Annotated in this window: 15 protein-coding genes; 7 read left to right on the top strand and 8 right to left on the bottom strand. The window is 71.3% G+C overall.

What is annotated here, in order from left to right; genetic code table 11:
* Positions 1–12 precede the first annotated feature (12 nt).
* The 5 genes from B0I32_RS45075 to yczE all read right to left on the bottom strand — a co-directional run bounded on the left by B0I32_RS45075 (position 13) and on the right by yczE (position 6,306).
* Positions 13–1,047, bottom strand: coding sequence for an ABC transporter permease (locus B0I32_RS45075; RefSeq protein ID WP_106250199.1), 1,035 nt, complete (start codon positions 1,045–1,047; stop codon positions 13–15).
* Entirely contained in the window at positions 1,037–2,077 is a 1,041-nt protein-coding gene (locus B0I32_RS45070; protein WP_106250197.1) for an ABC transporter permease, read from the bottom strand. Before B0I32_RS45070 ends, B0I32_RS45075 begins: the two co-directional genes overlap by 11 nt.
* Before the next feature lie 110 nt (positions 2,078–2,187).
* The gene (locus B0I32_RS45065; RefSeq protein WP_106250195.1) at positions 2,188–3,696 is read right to left on the bottom strand and encodes a sugar ABC transporter ATP-binding protein; all 1,509 of its coding nucleotides are present in this window, start codon (positions 3,694–3,696) and stop codon (positions 2,188–2,190) included.
* A 172-nt stretch (positions 3,697–3,868) separates the two neighbouring features.
* The gene (locus B0I32_RS45060; protein ID WP_106250194.1) at positions 3,869–5,626 is read right to left on the bottom strand and encodes a glycoside hydrolase family 15 protein; all 1,758 of its coding nucleotides are present in this window, start codon (positions 5,624–5,626) and stop codon (positions 3,869–3,871) included.
* 77 nt (positions 5,627–5,703) lie between these two features.
* Entirely contained in the window at positions 5,704–6,306 is a 603-nt protein-coding gene (gene yczE, locus B0I32_RS45055) for a membrane protein YczE (RefSeq protein WP_106250192.1), read from the bottom strand.
* A gap of 62 nt (positions 6,307–6,368) precedes the next feature.
* Between yczE and yczR the strand changes: the two genes are divergently transcribed.
* Entirely contained in the window at positions 6,369–7,799 is a 1,431-nt protein-coding gene (gene yczR / locus B0I32_RS45050; protein ID WP_106250190.1) for a MocR-like transcription factor YczR, read from the top strand.
* Positions 7,800–7,824: 25 nt separating this feature from the next.
* Here the strand turns inward: yczR and B0I32_RS45045 are convergent, their stop codons facing one another.
* Together B0I32_RS45045 and B0I32_RS45040 are read right to left on the bottom strand one after the other, a co-directional pair.
* Positions 7,825–8,436, bottom strand: a complete 612-nt coding sequence (locus B0I32_RS45045; protein ID WP_106250188.1) for a trimeric intracellular cation channel family protein — start codon at positions 8,434–8,436, stop codon at positions 7,825–7,827.
* An 11-nt stretch (positions 8,437–8,447) separates the two neighbouring features.
* A complete protein-coding gene (locus B0I32_RS45040; RefSeq protein ID WP_106250187.1) occupies positions 8,448–9,953 on the bottom strand; it encodes a peptide MFS transporter in 1,506 nt (501 codons plus the stop codon).
* 120 nt (positions 9,954–10,073) lie between these two features.
* Between B0I32_RS45040 and B0I32_RS45035 the strand changes: the two genes are divergently transcribed.
* The 3 genes from B0I32_RS45035 (at position 10,074) to B0I32_RS45025 (ending at position 14,090) form a co-directional block, all read left to right on the top strand.
* Entirely contained in the window at positions 10,074–11,909 is a 1,836-nt protein-coding gene (locus tag B0I32_RS45035) for an AMP-dependent synthetase/ligase (protein ID WP_106250185.1), read from the top strand.
* A 79-nt stretch (positions 11,910–11,988) separates the two neighbouring features.
* The gene (locus B0I32_RS45030) at positions 11,989–13,437 is read left to right on the top strand and encodes a hypothetical protein (RefSeq protein WP_106250183.1); all 1,449 of its coding nucleotides are present in this window, start codon (positions 11,989–11,991) and stop codon (positions 13,435–13,437) included.
* Between the two features lie 155 nt (positions 13,438–13,592).
* The gene (locus B0I32_RS45025; protein ID WP_146178546.1) at positions 13,593–14,090 is read left to right on the top strand and encodes a hypothetical protein; all 498 of its coding nucleotides are present in this window, start codon (positions 13,593–13,595) and stop codon (positions 14,088–14,090) included.
* Between the two features lie 226 nt (positions 14,091–14,316).
* Here the strand turns inward: B0I32_RS45025 and B0I32_RS45020 are convergent, their stop codons facing one another.
* Positions 14,317–15,054, bottom strand: coding sequence for an NAD(P)-dependent oxidoreductase (locus B0I32_RS45020; protein WP_181308472.1), 738 nt, complete (start codon positions 15,052–15,054; stop codon positions 14,317–14,319).
* A gap of 120 nt (positions 15,055–15,174) precedes the next feature.
* On the opposite strand from B0I32_RS45020, the gene B0I32_RS45015 reads away from it, so the two are divergent.
* The 3 genes from B0I32_RS45015 (at position 15,175) to B0I32_RS45005 (ending at position 17,115) form a co-directional block, all read left to right on the top strand.
* Positions 15,175–15,543, top strand: coding sequence for a winged helix-turn-helix transcriptional regulator (locus B0I32_RS45015; RefSeq protein ID WP_181308470.1), 369 nt, complete (start codon positions 15,175–15,177; stop codon positions 15,541–15,543).
* Between the two features lie 140 nt (positions 15,544–15,683).
* A complete protein-coding gene (moaA, locus tag B0I32_RS45010; protein ID WP_106250179.1) occupies positions 15,684–16,673 on the top strand; it encodes a GTP 3',8-cyclase MoaA in 990 nt (329 codons plus the stop codon).
* 184 nt (positions 16,674–16,857) lie between these two features.
* On the top strand, positions 16,858–17,115 hold the full coding sequence (locus tag B0I32_RS45005) for a DUF6457 domain-containing protein (RefSeq protein ID WP_106250177.1): 258 nt from the start codon (positions 16,858–16,860) through the stop codon (positions 17,113–17,115).
* Positions 17,116–17,382 lie beyond the last annotated feature (267 nt).

The raw sequence follows: 17,382 nt of genomic DNA, 5'->3' as shown, positions 1-17,382 counted from the left end.
CCGTCGAACACGTCAACGCCGAGGCGGGTGAGCGCCTCGTGGGGGGTGAGTCCGCGGACGAAGGTCGCGCAGAATGCTTCGTCGTCGAGCCAGTTCGGCGAACCTGCGCACCGTCGGATGGTCCAGCACCGAGACGATCAGCAGCAGGCCCGTGACGACGGCCTGGATCTCGGTGGTGACGTCGTTGAGCATGAGCAGGTTGCGCAGCACCCCGATGAGCAGCACTCCGGCGATCACCCCGCCGAGCGTGCCCTTGCCGCCGTCGAAGTCCACGCCGCCGAGCAGCACGGCGGCGATGACCGTCAGTTCCAGACCGGCGCCGTTGTCCGCGCGGGCGCTGCCGTAGCGCAGTGTGAACACGATCCCGGCGAACGCCGCCACCACCCCGGACAGCGTGAACAGCAGCAGCTTGATCCGCTTGACCCGGATGCCGGCGAAGAACGCCGTGTCCTCGGAGCTGCCGATGGCGAACAGCGAACGCCCGAACCCGGTCGCGTGCAGCGCCAGCCCCGTCAGCACGGCCAGCACCGCGAACAGCGCCACCGGGTACGGGATCGGCGTGCCCGGCACGTTCCCGGCGAACGCCGAGTACGACGGCGGGAACTGAGAGACCGCGCCGGTGCCGAGCACCACGTACGCCAGCCCGCGATAGAGCGTCAGCGTGCCGATGGTGACGGCCAGCGACGGCAGCCCCAGCCGGGTCACCAGCAGCCCGTTGACCAGCCCGCACGCCACCCCGGTGACCAGCACCAGCGGCACGATCGTCTCGAACGGCATCCCGGCGTCCCACAGGTATCCGGTCATGGCGCTGGCCAGCCCGAGCACCGACGCGACCGACAGATCGACCTGCCCGCACACCACCAGCAGCGTCATCGGCAGCGCGATCAGGGCGATCTCGCTCAGGTCGTTCAGGGCGAAGGACAGGTTGTCGGCGTTGCCGAAGTTCGCGTCGGCGCCGAGGCCGCCGAAGAAGACCACGACGAGCAGCGCGGTGACGACGACGTCCCACCGGACGAAGCGGCCCAGGTCCCGGGTCTCACGTGGCATGGCGGGCGTTCCTCCTGCGCAGGATCCTGGTCATCCGCAGCGCGAGCAGCCGGTCCACGCTGATGGCCAGCAACAGCAGGGCGCCGATCAGCGCGTCCTGCCAGAACGAGTTGACCTTCAGCACGACCAGCACGCTGCCGATCGTGGTGAGCAGCAGCGCGCCGAGCGCGGCGCCGTACACGGTGCCGACGCCGCCCACGATGGCCACGCCGCCGACGACGACGGCGCTGACCACCTTCAGCTCCCAGCCGTGCGCGTTGTCGGCGATCACGGTGCCGAACCTGGCCAGCCAGAGCACCCCGCCGGCGCCGGCGAGCAGCCCGCTCACCACGTACGCGGTCAGCACCCTGCGCCGGATCGGCACCCCCGCCAGCCGGGCGGCCTCGGGGCTGGAGCCGATCGCGTAGAACTCCCGGCCCGAGGGGTAGGAGCGCAGGTAGTAGCCGACGGCCAGCATCACCAGCACCGCGATCATCGGTAGGTACGGCACGCCGAGCACGTTCCCGCTGCCCAGGTCCAGCAGCGCCTGCGGCACGTCGGCGGCGTTGATCTGCCTGCCGTGGGCGACGAAGTGGTCGAGGCCCTGGATCACGTACAGCGTGCCCAGGGTGACGACCAGCGCCGGCACCCCGCACAGGCTGACCAGCAGGCCGTTGACCAGCCCGCACGCCCCGCCGATGGCCAGGCCGGCCAGGATCGCGAGCGTCATGCTGCCGCCCTGCGCCGAGACGAGGTCGCCGGTGACGAACGCGACCAGCCCGACGACCGAGCCGACCGACAGGTCGATGTTGCGGGTGATGACGACGAACGTCTGCCCGATGGCCAGCAGCGCCAGGATCGAGGCGTTGAGGAAGATGTCCTCGACGCCCTGCGCGGACAGGAAGCCCGGGTTGATCGCGGCGGTGACGGCCACCAGCACGACGAGGACGCCGAGGATGCTCAGCTCCCTGGCCCGCAGCACCAGGTCGAGCAGGCTCCGCTCGCGCCCCGCCTTCGCCCGCGCGGACGGCGCGGTGGTGAGCGCCGTCATGCCCGGACCTCGGGCGGTGCGGTGCTGAGCGCCGTCATGCCCGGACCTCCGGCGGTGCGGTGGTGAGCGCCGTCATACAGGGTCCTCCGAAGACGTGCTGATGAGCGGGGTCATGCGGCGTCCTTTCCCCGCCGCCCGGTGGCGGCGGTCATGACCGACTCCTCGGTGGCCTCGCCCCCGGGGAGCTCGGCGGTCAGCCGGCCCTCGTGCATGACGAGGATCCGGTCGGCCATGGCCAGCACCTCGGGCAGGTCGGAGGAGATCATGAGCACGGCCAGCCCCTGCGCGGCCAGCTCCGACAGCAGCCGGTGCACCTCGGCCTTGGTGCCGACGTCGATCCCCCGGGTCGGCTCGTCCACGATCAGCACGGCCGGCTCGGTGGACAGCCACTTGGCCAGCACCAGCTTCTGCTGGTTGCCGCCCGACAGCACGCCGGCCGCGTCGTCGGTCCTGCCGTACTTGAGCTGGAAGCGCACCGCCCAGTCACGGGCGTGGGCGCGTTCGAGCGCCCGGGAGATGAACGGCCCGCGGCGCAGCGCGCGCAGGCGGGTCAGCCCCAGGTTCCGCTCGATGGACATCTCCATGATCAGGCCCTGCTGGCGGCGGTCCTCCGGCACGAGGGCGAGCCCGGCGGCCATCGCCGCGATGGGGCTGGCGGGCCGCAGCCGCCGCCCGTCCACCACGACCTCGCCCGCGTCCGGCCGGTCGATCCCGAAGACCGCCCGCGCCACCTCGGTGCGGCCCGCGCCGACCAGCCCGGCCAGCGCGACGATCTCGCCGCGCCGCACCTCGAAGGACACGTCGGCGAACGCGCCCTCGCGGGTCAGCCGCGACACCCTCAGCACCACCTCGCCGGGGGCGACGTCCTGCTTGGGATAGAGGTCGAGCTCCCGGCCGACCATCCGGTTGACCAGGTCGTCCGCCGTCAGGCCGGCGACCGGCTCACTGGCCACCAGCCGCCCGTCGCGCAGCGTCGTGACCCGCTGGCACAGCTCGAAGATCTCCTCCAGCCGGTGCGAGATGAACAGCAGCGCGCAGCCGTGCTCCCGCAGCGCCCTGACCACCGTGAACAGCCGCGCCGTCTCCTGCGCGGTGAGCGCGGCGGTCGGCTCGTCCATGATCTGCACCTTCGCGTCCCGCGAGATGGCCTTGGCGATCTCCACCACCTGCTGGTCGGCGATGGACAGGCCGCGGGCGGGCCGGCGCGGGTCGAGGGTGACGCCCAGCCGGGCGAACAGCTCGGCGGCCCGCGCGTGCATCGTCCTGCGGTCGATCCGGCCGAGCGCGGCGCGCGGCTGCCGGCCCATGAAGATGTTCTCCGCCACCGACAGGTCGGGGAAGAGCGTCGGCTCCTGGTAGATGACCGCGATGCCGGCGTGCTGGGCGTCGGCCGGCCCGTGGAAGACGACCGGCTCGCCGTCGAGCAGGATCCGGCCCGAGTCCGGCCTGTGCACGCCGGCGAACGTCTTGACCAGGGTGGACTTGCCCGCCCCGTTCTCGCCCGCCAGGGCGTGCACCTCGCCCGCGCGCAGTTCCAGGCTCACGCCCGTAAGCGCTCGCACCGCGCCGAACGCCTTGCTCACCTCGACCAGCGCCAGGACCGGCGCCGGCTCGCTCACCTGACAGCTCCTGCTTTCATGCTTGTGCCCTTCACGTAAAAAACGTTTTACGTTCAGCCGTTTGCCCGGACCGTAATTTGCTCCCGTAGGGCTCGTCAAGGTCTGGGGAAGCGGCTGAACTCAGGGCTTGACACGTTTTAAGCAGGTGTGCGGGGGAAGGGCGGGGTGGGCGTCACGACGACAACGCGCGGGCGGCGTGCACCAGGGGGACGTGGCTGAACGCCTGGGGGAAGTTGCCGACCAGGCGGTCGTAGCGGGTGTCGTACTCCTCGGCCAGCAGGCCGACGTCGTTGCGCAGCGCCAGCAGCCGCTCGAACAGCTCCTCGGCCTCCTCCTTGCGCCCCTGCATCGCCATCACCTCCACCAGCCAGAAACTGCACGCCAGGAACGCGCCCTCGCCGCCCGCCAGGCCGTCGACGTTGTTGTCCTCGGCCAGCGGATAGCGCAGCACGAACCCGTCGGACATCAGCTCCTTCTCGATCGCCGCGACCGTGCCCACGACGCGGGGATCGTCGGCGGGCAGGAAGCCCACGATGGGGATCATCAGCAGCGCCGCGTCCAGCTCGGAGGAGCCGTACGACTGCGTGAAGGTGTTGCGCTCCTTGTCGAAGCCCTTGTCGCAGATCTCGGCGTGCACGACGTCACGCAGCGTGCGCCACTTGTCGACCGGGCCGCTGCGGCCGAAGTTCTCGACGTATTTGACGGCCCGGTCGAGCGCCGCCCAGCACATCACCTTCGAGTGCACGAAGTGGCGTCTCGGGCCGCGCACCTCCCACAGGCCCTCGTCCGGCTCCTGCCAGTGGTCCTCCACGTAGTCGAGCAGCTGGCGCTGGATGGTCCAGCCCCGTTCGTCGGGCGACAGGCCGCTCTTGCGGGAGACGTAGAGGCAGTTCATCACCTCGCCGTAGACGTCGAGCTGCAGCTGCCTGACCGCCTCATTGCCGATGCGCACCGGGCGCGAGTCCTCGTAGCCGTCGAGCCAGTCGAGGCGCAGCTCGGGCAGGCGGCGCTCGCCGGCGACGCCGTACATGATCTGCAGGTCCTGCGGGCGCCCGGCGATGGCGCGCAGCAGCCACGCCCGCCAGTCGGCCGCCTCCTCCAGATAGCCGGAGCTGATCAGCGCGTCCAGCGTCAGCGTCGCGTCGCGCAGCCAGCAGAAGCGGTAGTCCCAGTTGCGCACGCCGCCGATGTCCTCGGGCAGGGACGTGGTCGGCGCGGCCACGATGCCGCCCGTCGGGGCGTAGGTCAGCCCCTTGAGCGTGATCAGCGACCGGACCACGGCCTCCCGGTGCGGGCCCTGATAGGTGCACTTCGACACCCAGTCGGTCCAGTACGCCTCGGTGTCGGTCAGCTGGTCCTCGCAGTGGATCTGCGGCGGCATCTGCTCGTGCGAGGGATGCCAGGTGAAGACGAACGGCAGCCGTTCGCCCTCTTTGACGGTGAACGTGGCCCGGTGGGCGTAGTCGCCGCCCTTGAGCGGCACGGGGGAGTGCAGCCACACCGAGTCGGGGCCGCCGATCGCCTGCAGATGCCCGTTCGTCCGGCGTACCCAGGGCACGATGCGGCCGTAGTCGAAGCGGACCCGCAGCTGCGTGGAGACCTCCACGGAGCCGGAGACGCCCTCGACGATGCGCACCACGTCGGGGTTGCGGTCGCGCGGCGGCATGAAGTCGATCACGCGGACCGTGCCCGTCGGGGTGTCCCACTCGCTCTCCAGGATGAGCGTGTCAGGACGGTAACGGCGCCTGGTGGCCGGCTTCCTGCCGGTCGGCCCGAGCCACCAGTGCCCGTTGCGTTCGCTGCCGAGCAGCGCCGCGAAACATGAGGGGGAGTCGAACCTCGGCAGGCAGAGCCAGTCGATCGAACCGTCTCTCCCCACGAGCGCGGCCGACTGCATGTCTCCGATCAGGGCGTAATCCTCGATCCGCATGCTTAGACGCTACTCGTGCCGGGGTGATCCCGGGACCAGGCCGATCCTGTCGCGTCAAGTCCGGCCTGGCCGCGGGATCACGTCAGAGGGAACCAGCGGGTGAACAGCTGCGTCAACGGCCCGATGGCCAGCGCGAACACCAGCGTCCCCATCCCGGCCGTGCCGCCGAGCAGCCAGCCGGCGATCAGCACCGTGACCTCGATGAGCAGGCGCGAGGTCCGTACCGACAGGCCCAGCCGCATCAGCCCGGTCATGATGCCGTCACGGGGGCCGGGGCCGAGCCCGGCCCCGATGTAGAGGACGGTGGCCAGCGCGAGCGTGACGACCCCTGTGGTCAGGTAGAAGACCTCGGCCACGAGGTGCCCGGGGGTGGGCAGGACGTACATCGAGGCGTCGGCGAACAGGCCGATGAAGATGACGTTGCTGACGGTCCCGAAGCCCGGCTTCTGCCGCAGCGGGATCCACAGCAGCATGACCAGGGCGCCCACCACGATGATGGCCGTTCCGAGCGACATGCCGGTCAGCAGGCTCAGGCCCTGGTGGAAGACGCCCCACGGGTTGTTGCCCAGCCCCGACTCCAGCAGCAGCGCGGTGGCCAGGCCGTAGAGGGCCAGGCCGCCGTAGAGGCGGACGAGACGGACGGGCAGGGAACTCGGTACGGGGACGGTGGCTTCGCTCATGATGGACCCACAGTGGCATCCTCCGCCTTGCCAAAACAGGGCCAATCACGAAAAGTGGCCTTATGAGGTATCTGTCAGCGCCGCAGGTGGCCCGGCTCGTCACGGCCGATCCGGCCGCGCGCCCGTACTACCGCGCCCTCGCCGACTCCGTCCGCGGCCTGATCATGGACGGTCAGATCCCCGTACGCGTGCGCATGCCCGCCGAACGCCACCTCGCCGAGACGCTCAAGGTCAGCCGCACCACCGTGACCTCCGCGTACGACCTGCTGCGCGCGGACGGCTACCTGGAGAGCCGCCAGGGCTCGGGCAGCTGGACCGCCCTGCCCGACCCGGCCACCACCCGCGACAACCCGTGGCTCGGCACCGGCGGCGACGGCCTGCTCCAGCTGCACACCGCCGCCCCGCCCGCCCCCACGGCGCTGGCCGGCGCCATGGCGGGCGCGGTCGAGGACCTGCCCCGCTACGGTATGGGCAACGGCTACGACCCCATGGGCCTGCCCGTGCTCAGGGAACGCATCGCCGCCCGCTACACCGCGAGGGGCGTGGCCACCCGGCCGGAGCAGATCGTCGTCACCACCGGCTCCCAGCACGCCATCCAGCTCGTCGTCGGCCTGCTCGTCGGTCCCGGGGACGCCGTGCTGGTGGAGTCGCCCACGTACCCGCACGCCGTGGACGCGGCCCGCCGGCGCGGCGCCCGCATCGTCCCGGTCGGGATCTCCCACGAGGGCTGGCCGCAGGACCTGCTCTGCGGAGCCATGCGGCAGTCGGGGGCGCGCCTGGCCTACCTCATGCCCGACTTCCACAACCCGACCGGCGCCCTCATGGAGGACCCCGTCCGCGCCGCCGTCGCCGGGGCCGCCCGCCGGTCCGACACGCTCCTGCTCGTGGACGAGACCTGGGCCGAGCTGGCGCTGGACGAGGTGCCCAGAACCGCCCCCATGGCCGCCTTCGACACCGACAGCCGGGTGATCAGCATCGGGTCGGCCTCCAAGCTGTGGTGGGGCGGGCTGCGCATCGGCTGGATCCGCACCACGGCCGCGCTGGCCCGCCGCCTGGCCATGTTCCGCTCGACCGTGGACATCGCCAGCCCGGTGCTGGAGCAGCTCGTCGTGGCGCGCCTGTTCGGCCTCCTGGAGGAGACCCGCGCCGAGCGCCGCCGCACGCTGCGCGCCTCACGCGACGCGCTGGTCTCGGGGCTGCGCGAGCACCTGCCGGAGTGGACGTACGAGCTGCCGCGCGGCGGCGGGACGCTCTGGGTCCGCCTGAACGGCGGCGGCTCGACCGCCCTGGCCGAGGCGGCCGCCCATCACGGCCTGCGCCTGGCGCCCGGCCCCTGGTTCGGCCTGGAGGGCACCCTGGAAGGCCACCTCCGCCTGCCCTTCACCCAGCCACCCGCCTTCCTCACGGACGCGGTCCCCCGCCTGCGCGCCGCGAGAGACCACGGCCCCATCGGCCCACCCCGCTCCCCGGACCCCCTCGTCACGATGGTGTGAGCGGATACACCGCGATGGCGCGTTCTCACTCGCTGAGGCCCCGGGCCAGCGGGGCGCGCCAGTTGCGGCGCATGGCGGCGATGCGCAGGACGAAGGCGAGGACGGCGGCGGCCAGGGTGGCGGGCCAGCCGTGCAGGCCCAGGCCGGCGTACAGGCCCGCCATGCACGCCGAGCCGAGCATCGCCGGCACCGCGTACAGCTGCCGGTCGTACAGGAGGGTCGGGATCTCCCCGGCCAGTACATCGCGCAGCATGCCCCCGCCCACCGCCGTCACGACCCCGAGGAGCGCCGCGTGCAGCGGGTTGAGCCCGTATTCCAGGGCCTTCTCCGTGCCGACCGCGCAGAACAGGCCGAGCCCGGCCGCGTCCAGCACCAGGATGGCCGGCATCACCCGGGCCACGTGCGGATGCCAGAAGAAGACGATCACCGTGGCGACCACCGGCACCAGCACGTAGCCGAGGCTCTGGAAGGCGATGGGCCGCACGTTGAGGATGAGGTCGCGCACGACCCCGCCCCCCAGCGCGGTCATCCCGGCCAGCACGCCCATCCCCACCACGTCGAGCCGCTTGCGTACGCCCATCAGCGCCCCGGACAGGGCGAAGACGAAGATGCCGGCGAGATCCAGAATTTCGGACACGGGACGAATGTCTATCGCATGCCGGGCTCATGATGCTCGGCCATCATCGCCCGCAGCCTCCGGGTGAACAGGAACAGCGCCACCCCGGCCACGATCGCCATCGCCGCCAGCACCAGGTAGTACGCCGGTTCCGACAGCACCCGGCCGAGCCGCCCCGTCTGCCCGCCGACCGCGTCGCCCACCGACACCGCGATGAACCAGACGCCCAGCATCTGCCCCTTGAACGCCTCCGGCGCGAGCTTGGCCGTCACCGACAGCCCGACCGGGCTCAGCGACAACTCGCCGAACACCTGGACGAGGTAGACCAGCACCAGCCACCACACCGACACCCGCCCGGCCCCGGCCAGCGCCGCCGCCACGGCCATGACCACGAAGCTCAGCCCCACCATGACCAGCGCGAAGCCGAACTTCTGCGGCGTGCTCACCCGCGTGCCCAGCCGCACCCACAGCACCGCGAACACCGGCACGAAGATCATGATGAACAGCGGGTTGAACGACTGCGTCGTGGCGGCCTGGATCGGCACGCCGAACAGCGACAGGTCGGTGTGGTCGGCGGCGAAGAACAGCAGCTTGCTCGGCGCCAGGTCGTAGATCATCCAGAACAGCGCCGCGGCCACGAACAGCCAGATGTAGGCCTTCATCCTGATCCGCTCGTCCGCGGTCAGGTCGTGGCTGCCCAGCAGGATGTACGCGAAGTAGGCGACCGGCACGACGAGGATGAGCGCCGTGATCACCACGGTGAGCCGGTCGACCGTGAGCGTCCCGGTCGCCGCCCACGCCCCCAGCGCGACGAGTGCGACCGCCGTCCCGAGGGCCGCGAGGACGGTGAAACGGCGCCGCTCACCGGGCGACAGCCGCACCCCCGGGCGCTCGCCGACGCCGCGCAGATGACGCCCGCCCCACACGTACTGGATCAGGCCGAGCGCCATCCCCACCGCCGCCGCGCCGAACCCCAGGTGCCAGCGGTCGCCGGCGGCCAGCCCGCCCACCACGATGGGGGCGAAGAAGGCGCCCAGGTTGATCCCCAGATAGAACAGCGAGAACCCGGCGTCCCTGCGCCCGTCGTCGCCCTCGGGGTAGAGGCGGCCGACCATGACGGAGATGTTCGGCTTGAGCAGGCCGGTGCCCGTGATGATCAGCAGCAGTCCCAGCCAGACGAAGACCGGCGAGGTCACCGGCACCGCCATGCTGATGTGGCCCAGCATGATGACGAACCCGCCCCAGAACACCGACCTGCGCGCCCCGAGAATCCGGTCGGCGATCCAGCCGCCCGGCAGCGCCACCAGGTAGATCAGCGCCCCGTAGACCCCCACGACCGCCTGGGCCGTCTCCTGCGACAGGCCCAGGCCCTGATGCGCCGGCGAGGCGGCCATGAACGTGGCCAGGATCGCGCGCAGGCCGTACCAGGAGAAGCGCTCCCACATCTCGGTGCAGAACAGCGTGGCCAGCCCCCAGGGGTGCCCGAAGAACGTCCTGCCGCCGGTGCGCACCTCCGGATGACCACCTTGTGCGTCCATTCGATCACTCTACGTGAACGAGGACGCAGATCTTTCTCCTTTAGGTCTTGCCGGTGTCCCGGGCGGTGTGGTGCGATGCATCCCACTTCATGCAAGTGAATACTGACTGGAGGCGGGTCCATGGCCGAAGTCCTCGACGTCCGGGCCGAGATCGAGCGGCAGATCACCGGCCGTACCGTCTGTGAGCAACTGACACAGGCGGCCGAGCAGCACCATGACGCACCCGCCTACTCCGATCCCGAGGGTGACGGCTGGCGCACGCTGACCTACGGCCAGGCCCGTGAGCGGATCCTGGAGATCGCGGCCGGGTTCGCCGCCCTGGGCCTCGAACCCGGTGAGGCCGTGGCCCTCATGATGGTCAACCGCAGCGAGCACGTCCTGGCCGATCTCGGGGCGGTGCACGCGGGCGGCGTGGGCTGCACGGTCTACTCGACGTTCGCCTCCGAGCAGATCGAGTTCGTGGCCAACGACGTGGGCGCCCGTTTCGCCGTCCTCGGCGGCCCCGCCGACCTGGCCCGCTGGGAACCGGCACTGGACCGGCTGGACGGCCTGCGCAAGATCATCATGGTGGAGGACGCGCCGGAGGGCGACCGGTTCATGTCCTGGGCCGACTTCTTAGCCCTCGGCCGCGAACGGCTGGCCGCCGACCCCGGCACGGTCGAGGCGCGCTGGCGCGCGGTCACCCAGGACGACGTGGCCACCGTCCTGTACACCTCCGGCACCACCGGCACCCCCAAGGGCGTGCCGCTCACCCACACCAACATCTTCTACGAGGTCGCCGCCACCGACCGCCTGACCTCGCTGCCCGTGCGCGGCACCCAGATCTCCTACCTCACCTACGCCCACATCGCCGAGCGCATCCTCAGCCTCTACCTGCCCCTGGTCAAGGCGTCCCACGTGCACTTCTGCACCGACCTGGCCAACCTCGGCAGCACGCTCGGGCAGGTCAGGCCGATGATGTTCTTCGGCGTGCCGCGCGTGTGGGAGAAGATGATGGCCCGCCTGCTCGCCGTGCTCGCCACCCAGCCGGAGGAGCAGCAGACCGCCGTCCGCCAGGCCATGGCCGCCGGCGCCGCGTACGTCGAGGCCGGCCAGTACGGCCACACGATCACCCCCGAGATCCAGGCCGCCTACGACAAGGCCGACGCGTCCCTGCTGTCCGTCATCCGCGGCATGATCGGCTTCGACCGCGCCGAGTGGACCGCCACCGGCGCCGCGCCGCTCGCGCCCGAGGTGCAGCGCTTCTACGCCGGCCTCGGGCTCAAGGTCATCGACGTGTACGGCATGACGGAGACGACCGGCGCCTTCACCGGCAACAGCCCCGCCTGCTACCGCCTCGGCAGCGTCGGCAGGGCCGAGCCCGGCGTCGAGGTCCGCATCGCCGAGGACGGCGAACTCCTCACCCGCAGCCCGCTCAACACCCGCGGCTACCTCAACCGCGCCGACGCCACCGCCGAACTGCTCGACGAGGACGGCTGGCTGCACACCGGCGACATCGGCACGGTCGACGACGACGGCTTCTACCGGGTCGTGGACCGCAAGAAGGAACTGATCATCACCGCCGGCGGCGAGAACATCTCCCCGGCCGAGATCGAGAACCACCTCAAGCAGCACAGCCTCATCGGCCAGGCCCTCGCCTACGGCGACCGCCGGCCCTACCCCGTGGCCGTGCTGACCCTGGACGCCGAGGTGGCGCCCGGCTGGGCGCAGGCGCGCGGCATCACCTACGCCTCCCTCGCCGAACTCGCCGAGCACCCCGACGTGCTCAAGGAGGTGGAGGCGGCCGTGGAGGACGCCAACACCAAGCTCGCCAGGGTGCAGCAGGTCAAGAAGTGGGCGCTGCTCGGCGTCGAGTGGACGGCCGAGACCGCGGAGCTCACCCCCAGCCTCAAGCTCAAGAGGCGGATCATCCACGCGAAATACGCCGACATCATCGAAGGGCTCTATACGGGTTAGAAGCCTTAGAACGGGTTTTGCCATTCGGGGCGTGTGTTGTGGTCCTGGTCATTACCGGACGGTTCCTACCGTCTCGATCATGACCAGAAGCCTTCTTCTCGTCTCGCTCGCGGCGGGGTCGCTCACGGTGCCCGTGCCTGCTGCCTCCGCCGCGACCGAGCCCGCCATCCGTTCCATCACCGTGCGTCCATCGGATCCCGTCGTGGGGGCGCACGGTTCCGTCCGGCTGGTGATCGACGTGATCGCCAAGGGGGCGCGGGGCAAGGACGGTGTCACCGTCAAGGTGGAGCCCGGCGCTCCGCCCGTACGGGAGCCGCAGCCGCGCCCGGTGACGCCGCCGATCGTCTCGCAGGCTCCCGCGCCCGTCCGCCCGCCGGCCGCCCCGCCGGCCGTCCCGCCGGGGCAGGACCAGGTACGGCCCCCGGCCCAGGAACCGGTCCGTCCGCCGGCCCAGGACGCGGGTTCGCGGCCGAACCAGGACGCGGCCCAGGGATCCGCTCAGGAATCCGCGCACGAATCCGCCCAGGACGCGGCCCAGGGATCGGCTCAAGTCCCCGCTCAGGGGCCGGCGCAGGAGGCCGCCGCCGACCACGCCCAGACTCCCGTCAGGGACGCGGCCCAGGCGCCGGTGCTCGCGCCGGGCAAGGCGCCGCAGGATCCCGCGCTCACGCCCGTCCACGCCGCCCGGCCGTCCCCGGCCGTGTCCCCGGGACCGGTGCCGCGCCCGGCCCCGCTGGCGGGCTCGGCTCCCTCGACCGCCGTGCCGGGCGGCACGGGGCCGAAGGAGGACGCCCAGACCGCCCTGGTACGGCCGCGCCCCGCTCCGCTGGCGCCCGTCGTCAACGGCCAGCCCGTCGCGAACGGCCAGCCGGCGGCGAACGGCCGGCCCGCCGTCGACGCCGGGCCCGGCGGGGGGACCACGGTGAACGACCGGCCCGTCGCCGGCGGCGTCCAGGCGCCCGATCAGGCGCCCGCCGCCGGGGGCAAGGTCGGCGTCCGGGTGGAGGACACGTTCCCGGTGATCCCGCCCCGGATCGTGTGGCGGCTGGTTCCGGCCCCACCGGCCCGGATGACGGACGGCTGGCAGACCTGGCGCTTCCTGCCGGACAAGAGGCTGAACCGCTACTACCCGGCCGGCACCTGGACGATCACGGCCACCGCGAAGGGCAAGGACGGGACGACCGTCACGCAGTACGCCTCGTTCGAGCTTCGGCGGCAGACCAAACTCTCCTCCGTACGGGCGGAGAAGTCGGCCCGCACGGACGGCGTACGGCTGCACGGCTCGCTCACCCGCGTGGACCCGCGCGGCCTGACCGACTTCGGCCCGTTCGCCAAGCAGCGGCTGGAGCTCCTGTGGCGCCCGGACGCCAAATCGCCGTGGGAGACGGTGGGGGAGACGACCACGGACGCGTCCGGCGCGTTCGCCGGCACGATCGAGGGCCGCACGACCGGCGAATGGCGGGTGCGGTACCCCGGAACGGGGCACTACTCGGCCGACCTTTCGAAAATCCGACAAATAGCGCGATAGGTCATAAAGCAGTCGCCAGGCTAAACCTCGCCGCACTCGCCGTTGCGGAATCGTGATCGGCTTTACCGCAACTTTTCCTTACCCTTACGCGTCAATGGCGTTGATGTGCCCCGCTTGGGGTGCGTTTTTCAGACGGGGAAGGAATTTCGATTTTGATGATGCGACGTCTAGCCGCCGGCCTGGCGGCAGCTGCCGTGGGCGCGACGATGGTGGCCACCGCCGCCTCGCCGGCGTTCGCGGACGACCCTGGCCGCCTGGACCCCGATGTCGCGGGCGGCGAGACCAGCCTCTCGCTCGACGTCAACCCTGAGCCCGCCTGGCGTGGCCGTCCCATCACCGTCGCGGGCAAGCTCTCCGTGCGGTGCGAAGAGGACTACATCAGCGGCTTCGTGTCGGTGATCCACGCCGACCGCTGCAAGAAGCAGGAGACCTGGCACCGCCTGGCCTACAAGCGGATCGTCATCCTCTTCCAGCCGAACGGCAGCGGCCGCTGGGAGCACGTGGACACGATCCGCACCAGCGGCAAGGGCTACTTCGGGATCAAGGTGCGGGCCCGTTCGTCGGGCACGTGGCGTGCGATCTTCGAGGGCAGCAGGCACCTCGCCCCCTCCGAGGGCACGGACTACCTGAAGGTCCTCGGCCGCCGCCACTAGTCACGGCAGCCCATGCGACCCGCGAACGCCCGGCCATCCCGGCCGGGCGTTCGCCGTATCCACCGGCCCGCGTTCGCCGTATCCACCGCGCCGCGTCTCCACCCGGCAGGTTTCCGCGTCCCCGCGTGCTCACCGCCCGTCGGAAGAGTGGGCTTCCGCGTGCCCACGCGGTCGTGGCCTGTCCGGCGGGCGGGTGCCGCCGGGCCGGTCCCAGTAGGAGACGGTCTCAGTAGGAGACGGCGACCTGGACCCGGTGGTGTTCCGGCCGGGTGGCCTCGTCCACCAGCGCCACCGCCAGATCCGCGTACGAGAACACCGGCTCGCCCTCCACGGCCTCCGGCACCCGCCCGTCGCCGAACCGGTAGCGCCCGGTCCTCGACGCCTCGCCGTCGAGGAACACCGGCGGCGGCGCGATCACCACCCAGTCGAGCGCCGACCCCTCCAGCACGTCGAGCTGCGCGACGTGCCCCAGCGAGAACGCCCTGGCCTCCGCAGGGAAGCCGGGCGTGTCCATCAGCCGGACCCCGGGCGAGACCTCCAGCACGCTGCCGATGCCCAGCGCCACCAGCCGGCTCACCCCCGCCCGCGCCAGCCCGTCCACCAGGGCCCGCGAGGCCGCCCCGTAGAACTCCTCCGCCGGCACGTCCAGCCGCGCCGCCACCTGAACCGCCACGTCGTGCCCCGCCGCCACCTCCGCCACACTCCCGGCATCGGTGACATCCCCGGCGACCACCTTGACCCGGCCGCCTCCCGATCCCCGATCACCACCGGGCCCTGGGTCTCCACCGGATCTCCGGTCACCACCGAGCCCCTGGCCGACCTCGTGTCCCTGGTCGCCGCCCAGCTCCGGATGGGCCGCCGGGTCGCGTACCACGGCCGTCACCTCGTGCCCGCGTCCTGCCGCCTCCGCGGCCACCTTCACCCCGGCGCGACCGCCGGCCCCGAACACCACGATCCTGCTCATGCGCGCATGCTCCGTCCGCTCTGCTCGTTCCCGATCGGCGGCCGGACCGCCCGGACGCCTTCGCAGACGGTAAAGGGGGAGGTGTCGCTATCCGCAACGATAGTTACCTACGATGACGCCATGCGAGAGCCTCTGGATCCGGACATGTTCACCGGCTGCCCACCGGCCGCGGGGCCGTTCCGCGTCGGCGACAAGTGGACCGCGAAGATCATCCGCTGCCTGGAGCAGGGCCCGAGGCGCTTCACCGAACTCCAGACGCCCCTGCGCACCATCACCCCGAAGGTGCTCACGGAGTCGCTGCGCGCCATGGAACGCGACGGCCTGCTCACCCGCACCGCGTACGACGAGATCCCGCCCCGCGTCGTCTATGAGCTCACCGACCTGGGCCGCAGCCTGCTCGAACCGATGAACGCCGGCTGCGAGTGGTCGCGCAGGCACCTGGCCGAACTGATGGACGCCCGCGACGCCTGGCACGCCTCCACCCCGTGAAACCGCCCGGCCCACATGCCACGCCGACGTGAGGAAGGAATCGATCTAGGGAAGAATGTGTTGAAGTGGCGGATTTTGAGGGCAGGTCACCGCGCGCCGTAGTCTGGCCCTCTGGCGATACGAACAGGAGGTGACGCCCCATGTTGCGAGACTCGTTCGGACGGGTGGCGACGGATCTTCGGGTGTCCCTCACGGACAAGTGCAATCTGCGCTGTACGTACTGCATGCCGCCGGAAGGGCTCGACTGGCTCCCGAACGCCCAGCTCCTGACCGCCGGGGAGATCGTCCGCCTGGTGACGATCGGCGTCGAGCGGCTCGGCATCACGGAGGTGCGTTACACCGGCGGCGAGCCCCTCCTGCGCCGCGAGCTGGTCGACATCGTCGGCCGCACCACCGCGCTGACCCCCAGGCCGCAGGTCTCGCTGACCACCAACGGCATCGGCCTGGCCCGGCTCGCCGAGCCGCTGGCCGCCGCCGGGCTCGACCGGGTCAACGTCTCCCTCGACACGCTCGACGCGGCCACGTTCAAGCGTCTGGCCCACCGCGACCGGCACGCCGACGTGATCGCCGGGCTGGCCGCCGCAGACGGAGCCGGCCTGCGGCCGGTCAAGGTCAACGCCGTCCTCATGCGCGGCGTCAACGACCACGAGGCCGCCCCGCTGCTGCGCTGGTGCGTCGAGCAGGGGTACGAGCTGCGCTTCATCGAGCAGATGCCGCTCGACGCCCAGCACGGCTGGAGCCGCGAGGGCATGGTGACCGCCGACGAGATCCTGCAACTGCTGTCCGGCTCCTTCGACCTCACGCCCGACGACCTCGAGGAGCGCGGCAGCGCCCCGGCCGAACGCTTCCTCATCGACGGGGGCCCGGCCAGGGTCGGGGTGATCGGCTCGGTGACGCGGCCGTTCTGCGGGGCCTGCGACCGGGTCAGGCTCACCGCCGACGGCCAGGTGCGCAACTGCCTGTTCGCCACCGAGGAGTCGGACCTGAAGACCCCGATGCGGGCGGGCGCCTCGGACGAGGAGCTGGCCGAGCGCTGGCTGGTGGCCGTGTCACGCAAGCGCGCGGGCCACGGCATCGACGACCCGTCGTTCCTCCAGCCCTCCAGGCCGATGTCCGCCATCGGCGGCTGACCCGGCGACCGCCACCCGGCAACCGCCGATCGCCGCACCTCCATCCGGTGACCGGCAACCCGGCAACCGGCACCCGCCGACCGCCTCCAGGAACCTCGACGCGCCAGGGCGACAGGCCCTGGCCGCGGCGCATGAGGATCGCTCACCTGTGCGACACAATGGGGAGCACCTGAAGGAGGCTCACATGCACGTGCTCAACGAATGGACCGCCCTGGCCTGCGAGGAGCTGGGCATCGACCCGGCCCGCGTGGACCGCGACCGGATCCTCGACCTGACCAAGGAGGTCGCCCACGGCGTCGCCCGCCCGGCCGCGCCGCTGACGGCGTATCTGCTCGGTCTGGCCCAGGGGTCGGGCACCGCTTCCGAGGACGCCGTGGCCAGACTGATCACATTGGCGAAGAACTGGGAGTGCGACAGCGGCGCGAAGCTGACAGATGACTGACACTCGAACGAACTCTTGAAGTCAGGCTCGGCTCCCGCCTGAAGATTTCCTGTGAATAACGAGGCGGGAGCCCGTGTAAACGATTTCGGGAAAGTAGCCCTACCGAAGAGCGGTCACGGCGCGCACTGATCAAATCACTTGCCGAGAAAAGGGCGACGCCGGGTGGTTACGGGGGCAAACCACCCGGCGTCGCTTCATCGGCGTTCCGACGGGGGCCCGGAACGCCGGCACCAGCACTCCGACGGGGGACCGGAGCGCTATGGCTAA

The sequence above is a fragment of the Nonomuraea fuscirosea genome, from assembly GCF_003001935.1.
GTDB lineage: Bacteria > Actinomycetota > Actinomycetes > Streptosporangiales > Streptosporangiaceae > Nonomuraea > Nonomuraea fuscirosea.
This window is presented reverse-complemented; position numbering and strand designations above follow the sequence as displayed.

Excerpts from the sequence above, each read along its gene's own strand:
- B0I32_RS45030 (WP_106250183.1), top strand. The coding sequence starts at position 11,989 with ATGACCAGAAGCCTTCTTCTCGTCTCGCTCGCGGCGGGGTCGCTCACG.
- B0I32_RS45035 (WP_106250185.1), top strand. The coding sequence starts at position 10,074 with ATGGCCGAAGTCCTCGACGTCCGGGCCGAGATCGAGCGGCAGATCACC.
- moaA (WP_106250179.1), top strand. The coding sequence starts at position 15,684 with ATGTTGCGAGACTCGTTCGGACGGGTGGCGACGGATCTTCGGGTGTCC.
- B0I32_RS45020 (WP_181308472.1), bottom strand. The coding sequence starts at position 15,054 with ATGAGCAGGATCGTGGTGTTCGGGGCCGGCGGTCGCGCCGGGGTGAAG.
- B0I32_RS45040 (WP_106250187.1), bottom strand. The coding sequence starts at position 9,953 with ATGGACGCACAAGGTGGTCATCCGGAGGTGCGCACCGGCGGCAGGACG.
- B0I32_RS45005 (WP_106250177.1), top strand. The coding sequence starts at position 16,858 with ATGCACGTGCTCAACGAATGGACCGCCCTGGCCTGCGAGGAGCTGGGC.
- B0I32_RS45025 (WP_146178546.1), top strand. The coding sequence starts at position 13,593 with ATGATGCGACGTCTAGCCGCCGGCCTGGCGGCAGCTGCCGTGGGCGCG.
- B0I32_RS45015 (WP_181308470.1), top strand. The coding sequence starts at position 15,175 with ATGCGAGAGCCTCTGGATCCGGACATGTTCACCGGCTGCCCACCGGCC.
- B0I32_RS45075 (WP_106250199.1), bottom strand. The coding sequence starts at position 1,047 with ATGCCACGTGAGACCCGGGACCTGGGCCGCTTCGTCCGGTGGGACGTC.
- yczE (WP_106250192.1), bottom strand. The coding sequence starts at position 6,306 with ATGAGCGAAGCCACCGTCCCCGTACCGAGTTCCCTGCCCGTCCGTCTC.
- B0I32_RS45060 (WP_106250194.1), bottom strand. The coding sequence starts at position 5,626 with ATGCGGATCGAGGATTACGCCCTGATCGGAGACATGCAGTCGGCCGCG.
- B0I32_RS45070 (WP_106250197.1), bottom strand. The coding sequence starts at position 2,077 with ATGACGGCGCTCACCACCGCGCCGTCCGCGCGGGCGAAGGCGGGGCGC.
- yczR (WP_106250190.1), top strand. The coding sequence starts at position 6,369 with ATGAGGTATCTGTCAGCGCCGCAGGTGGCCCGGCTCGTCACGGCCGAT.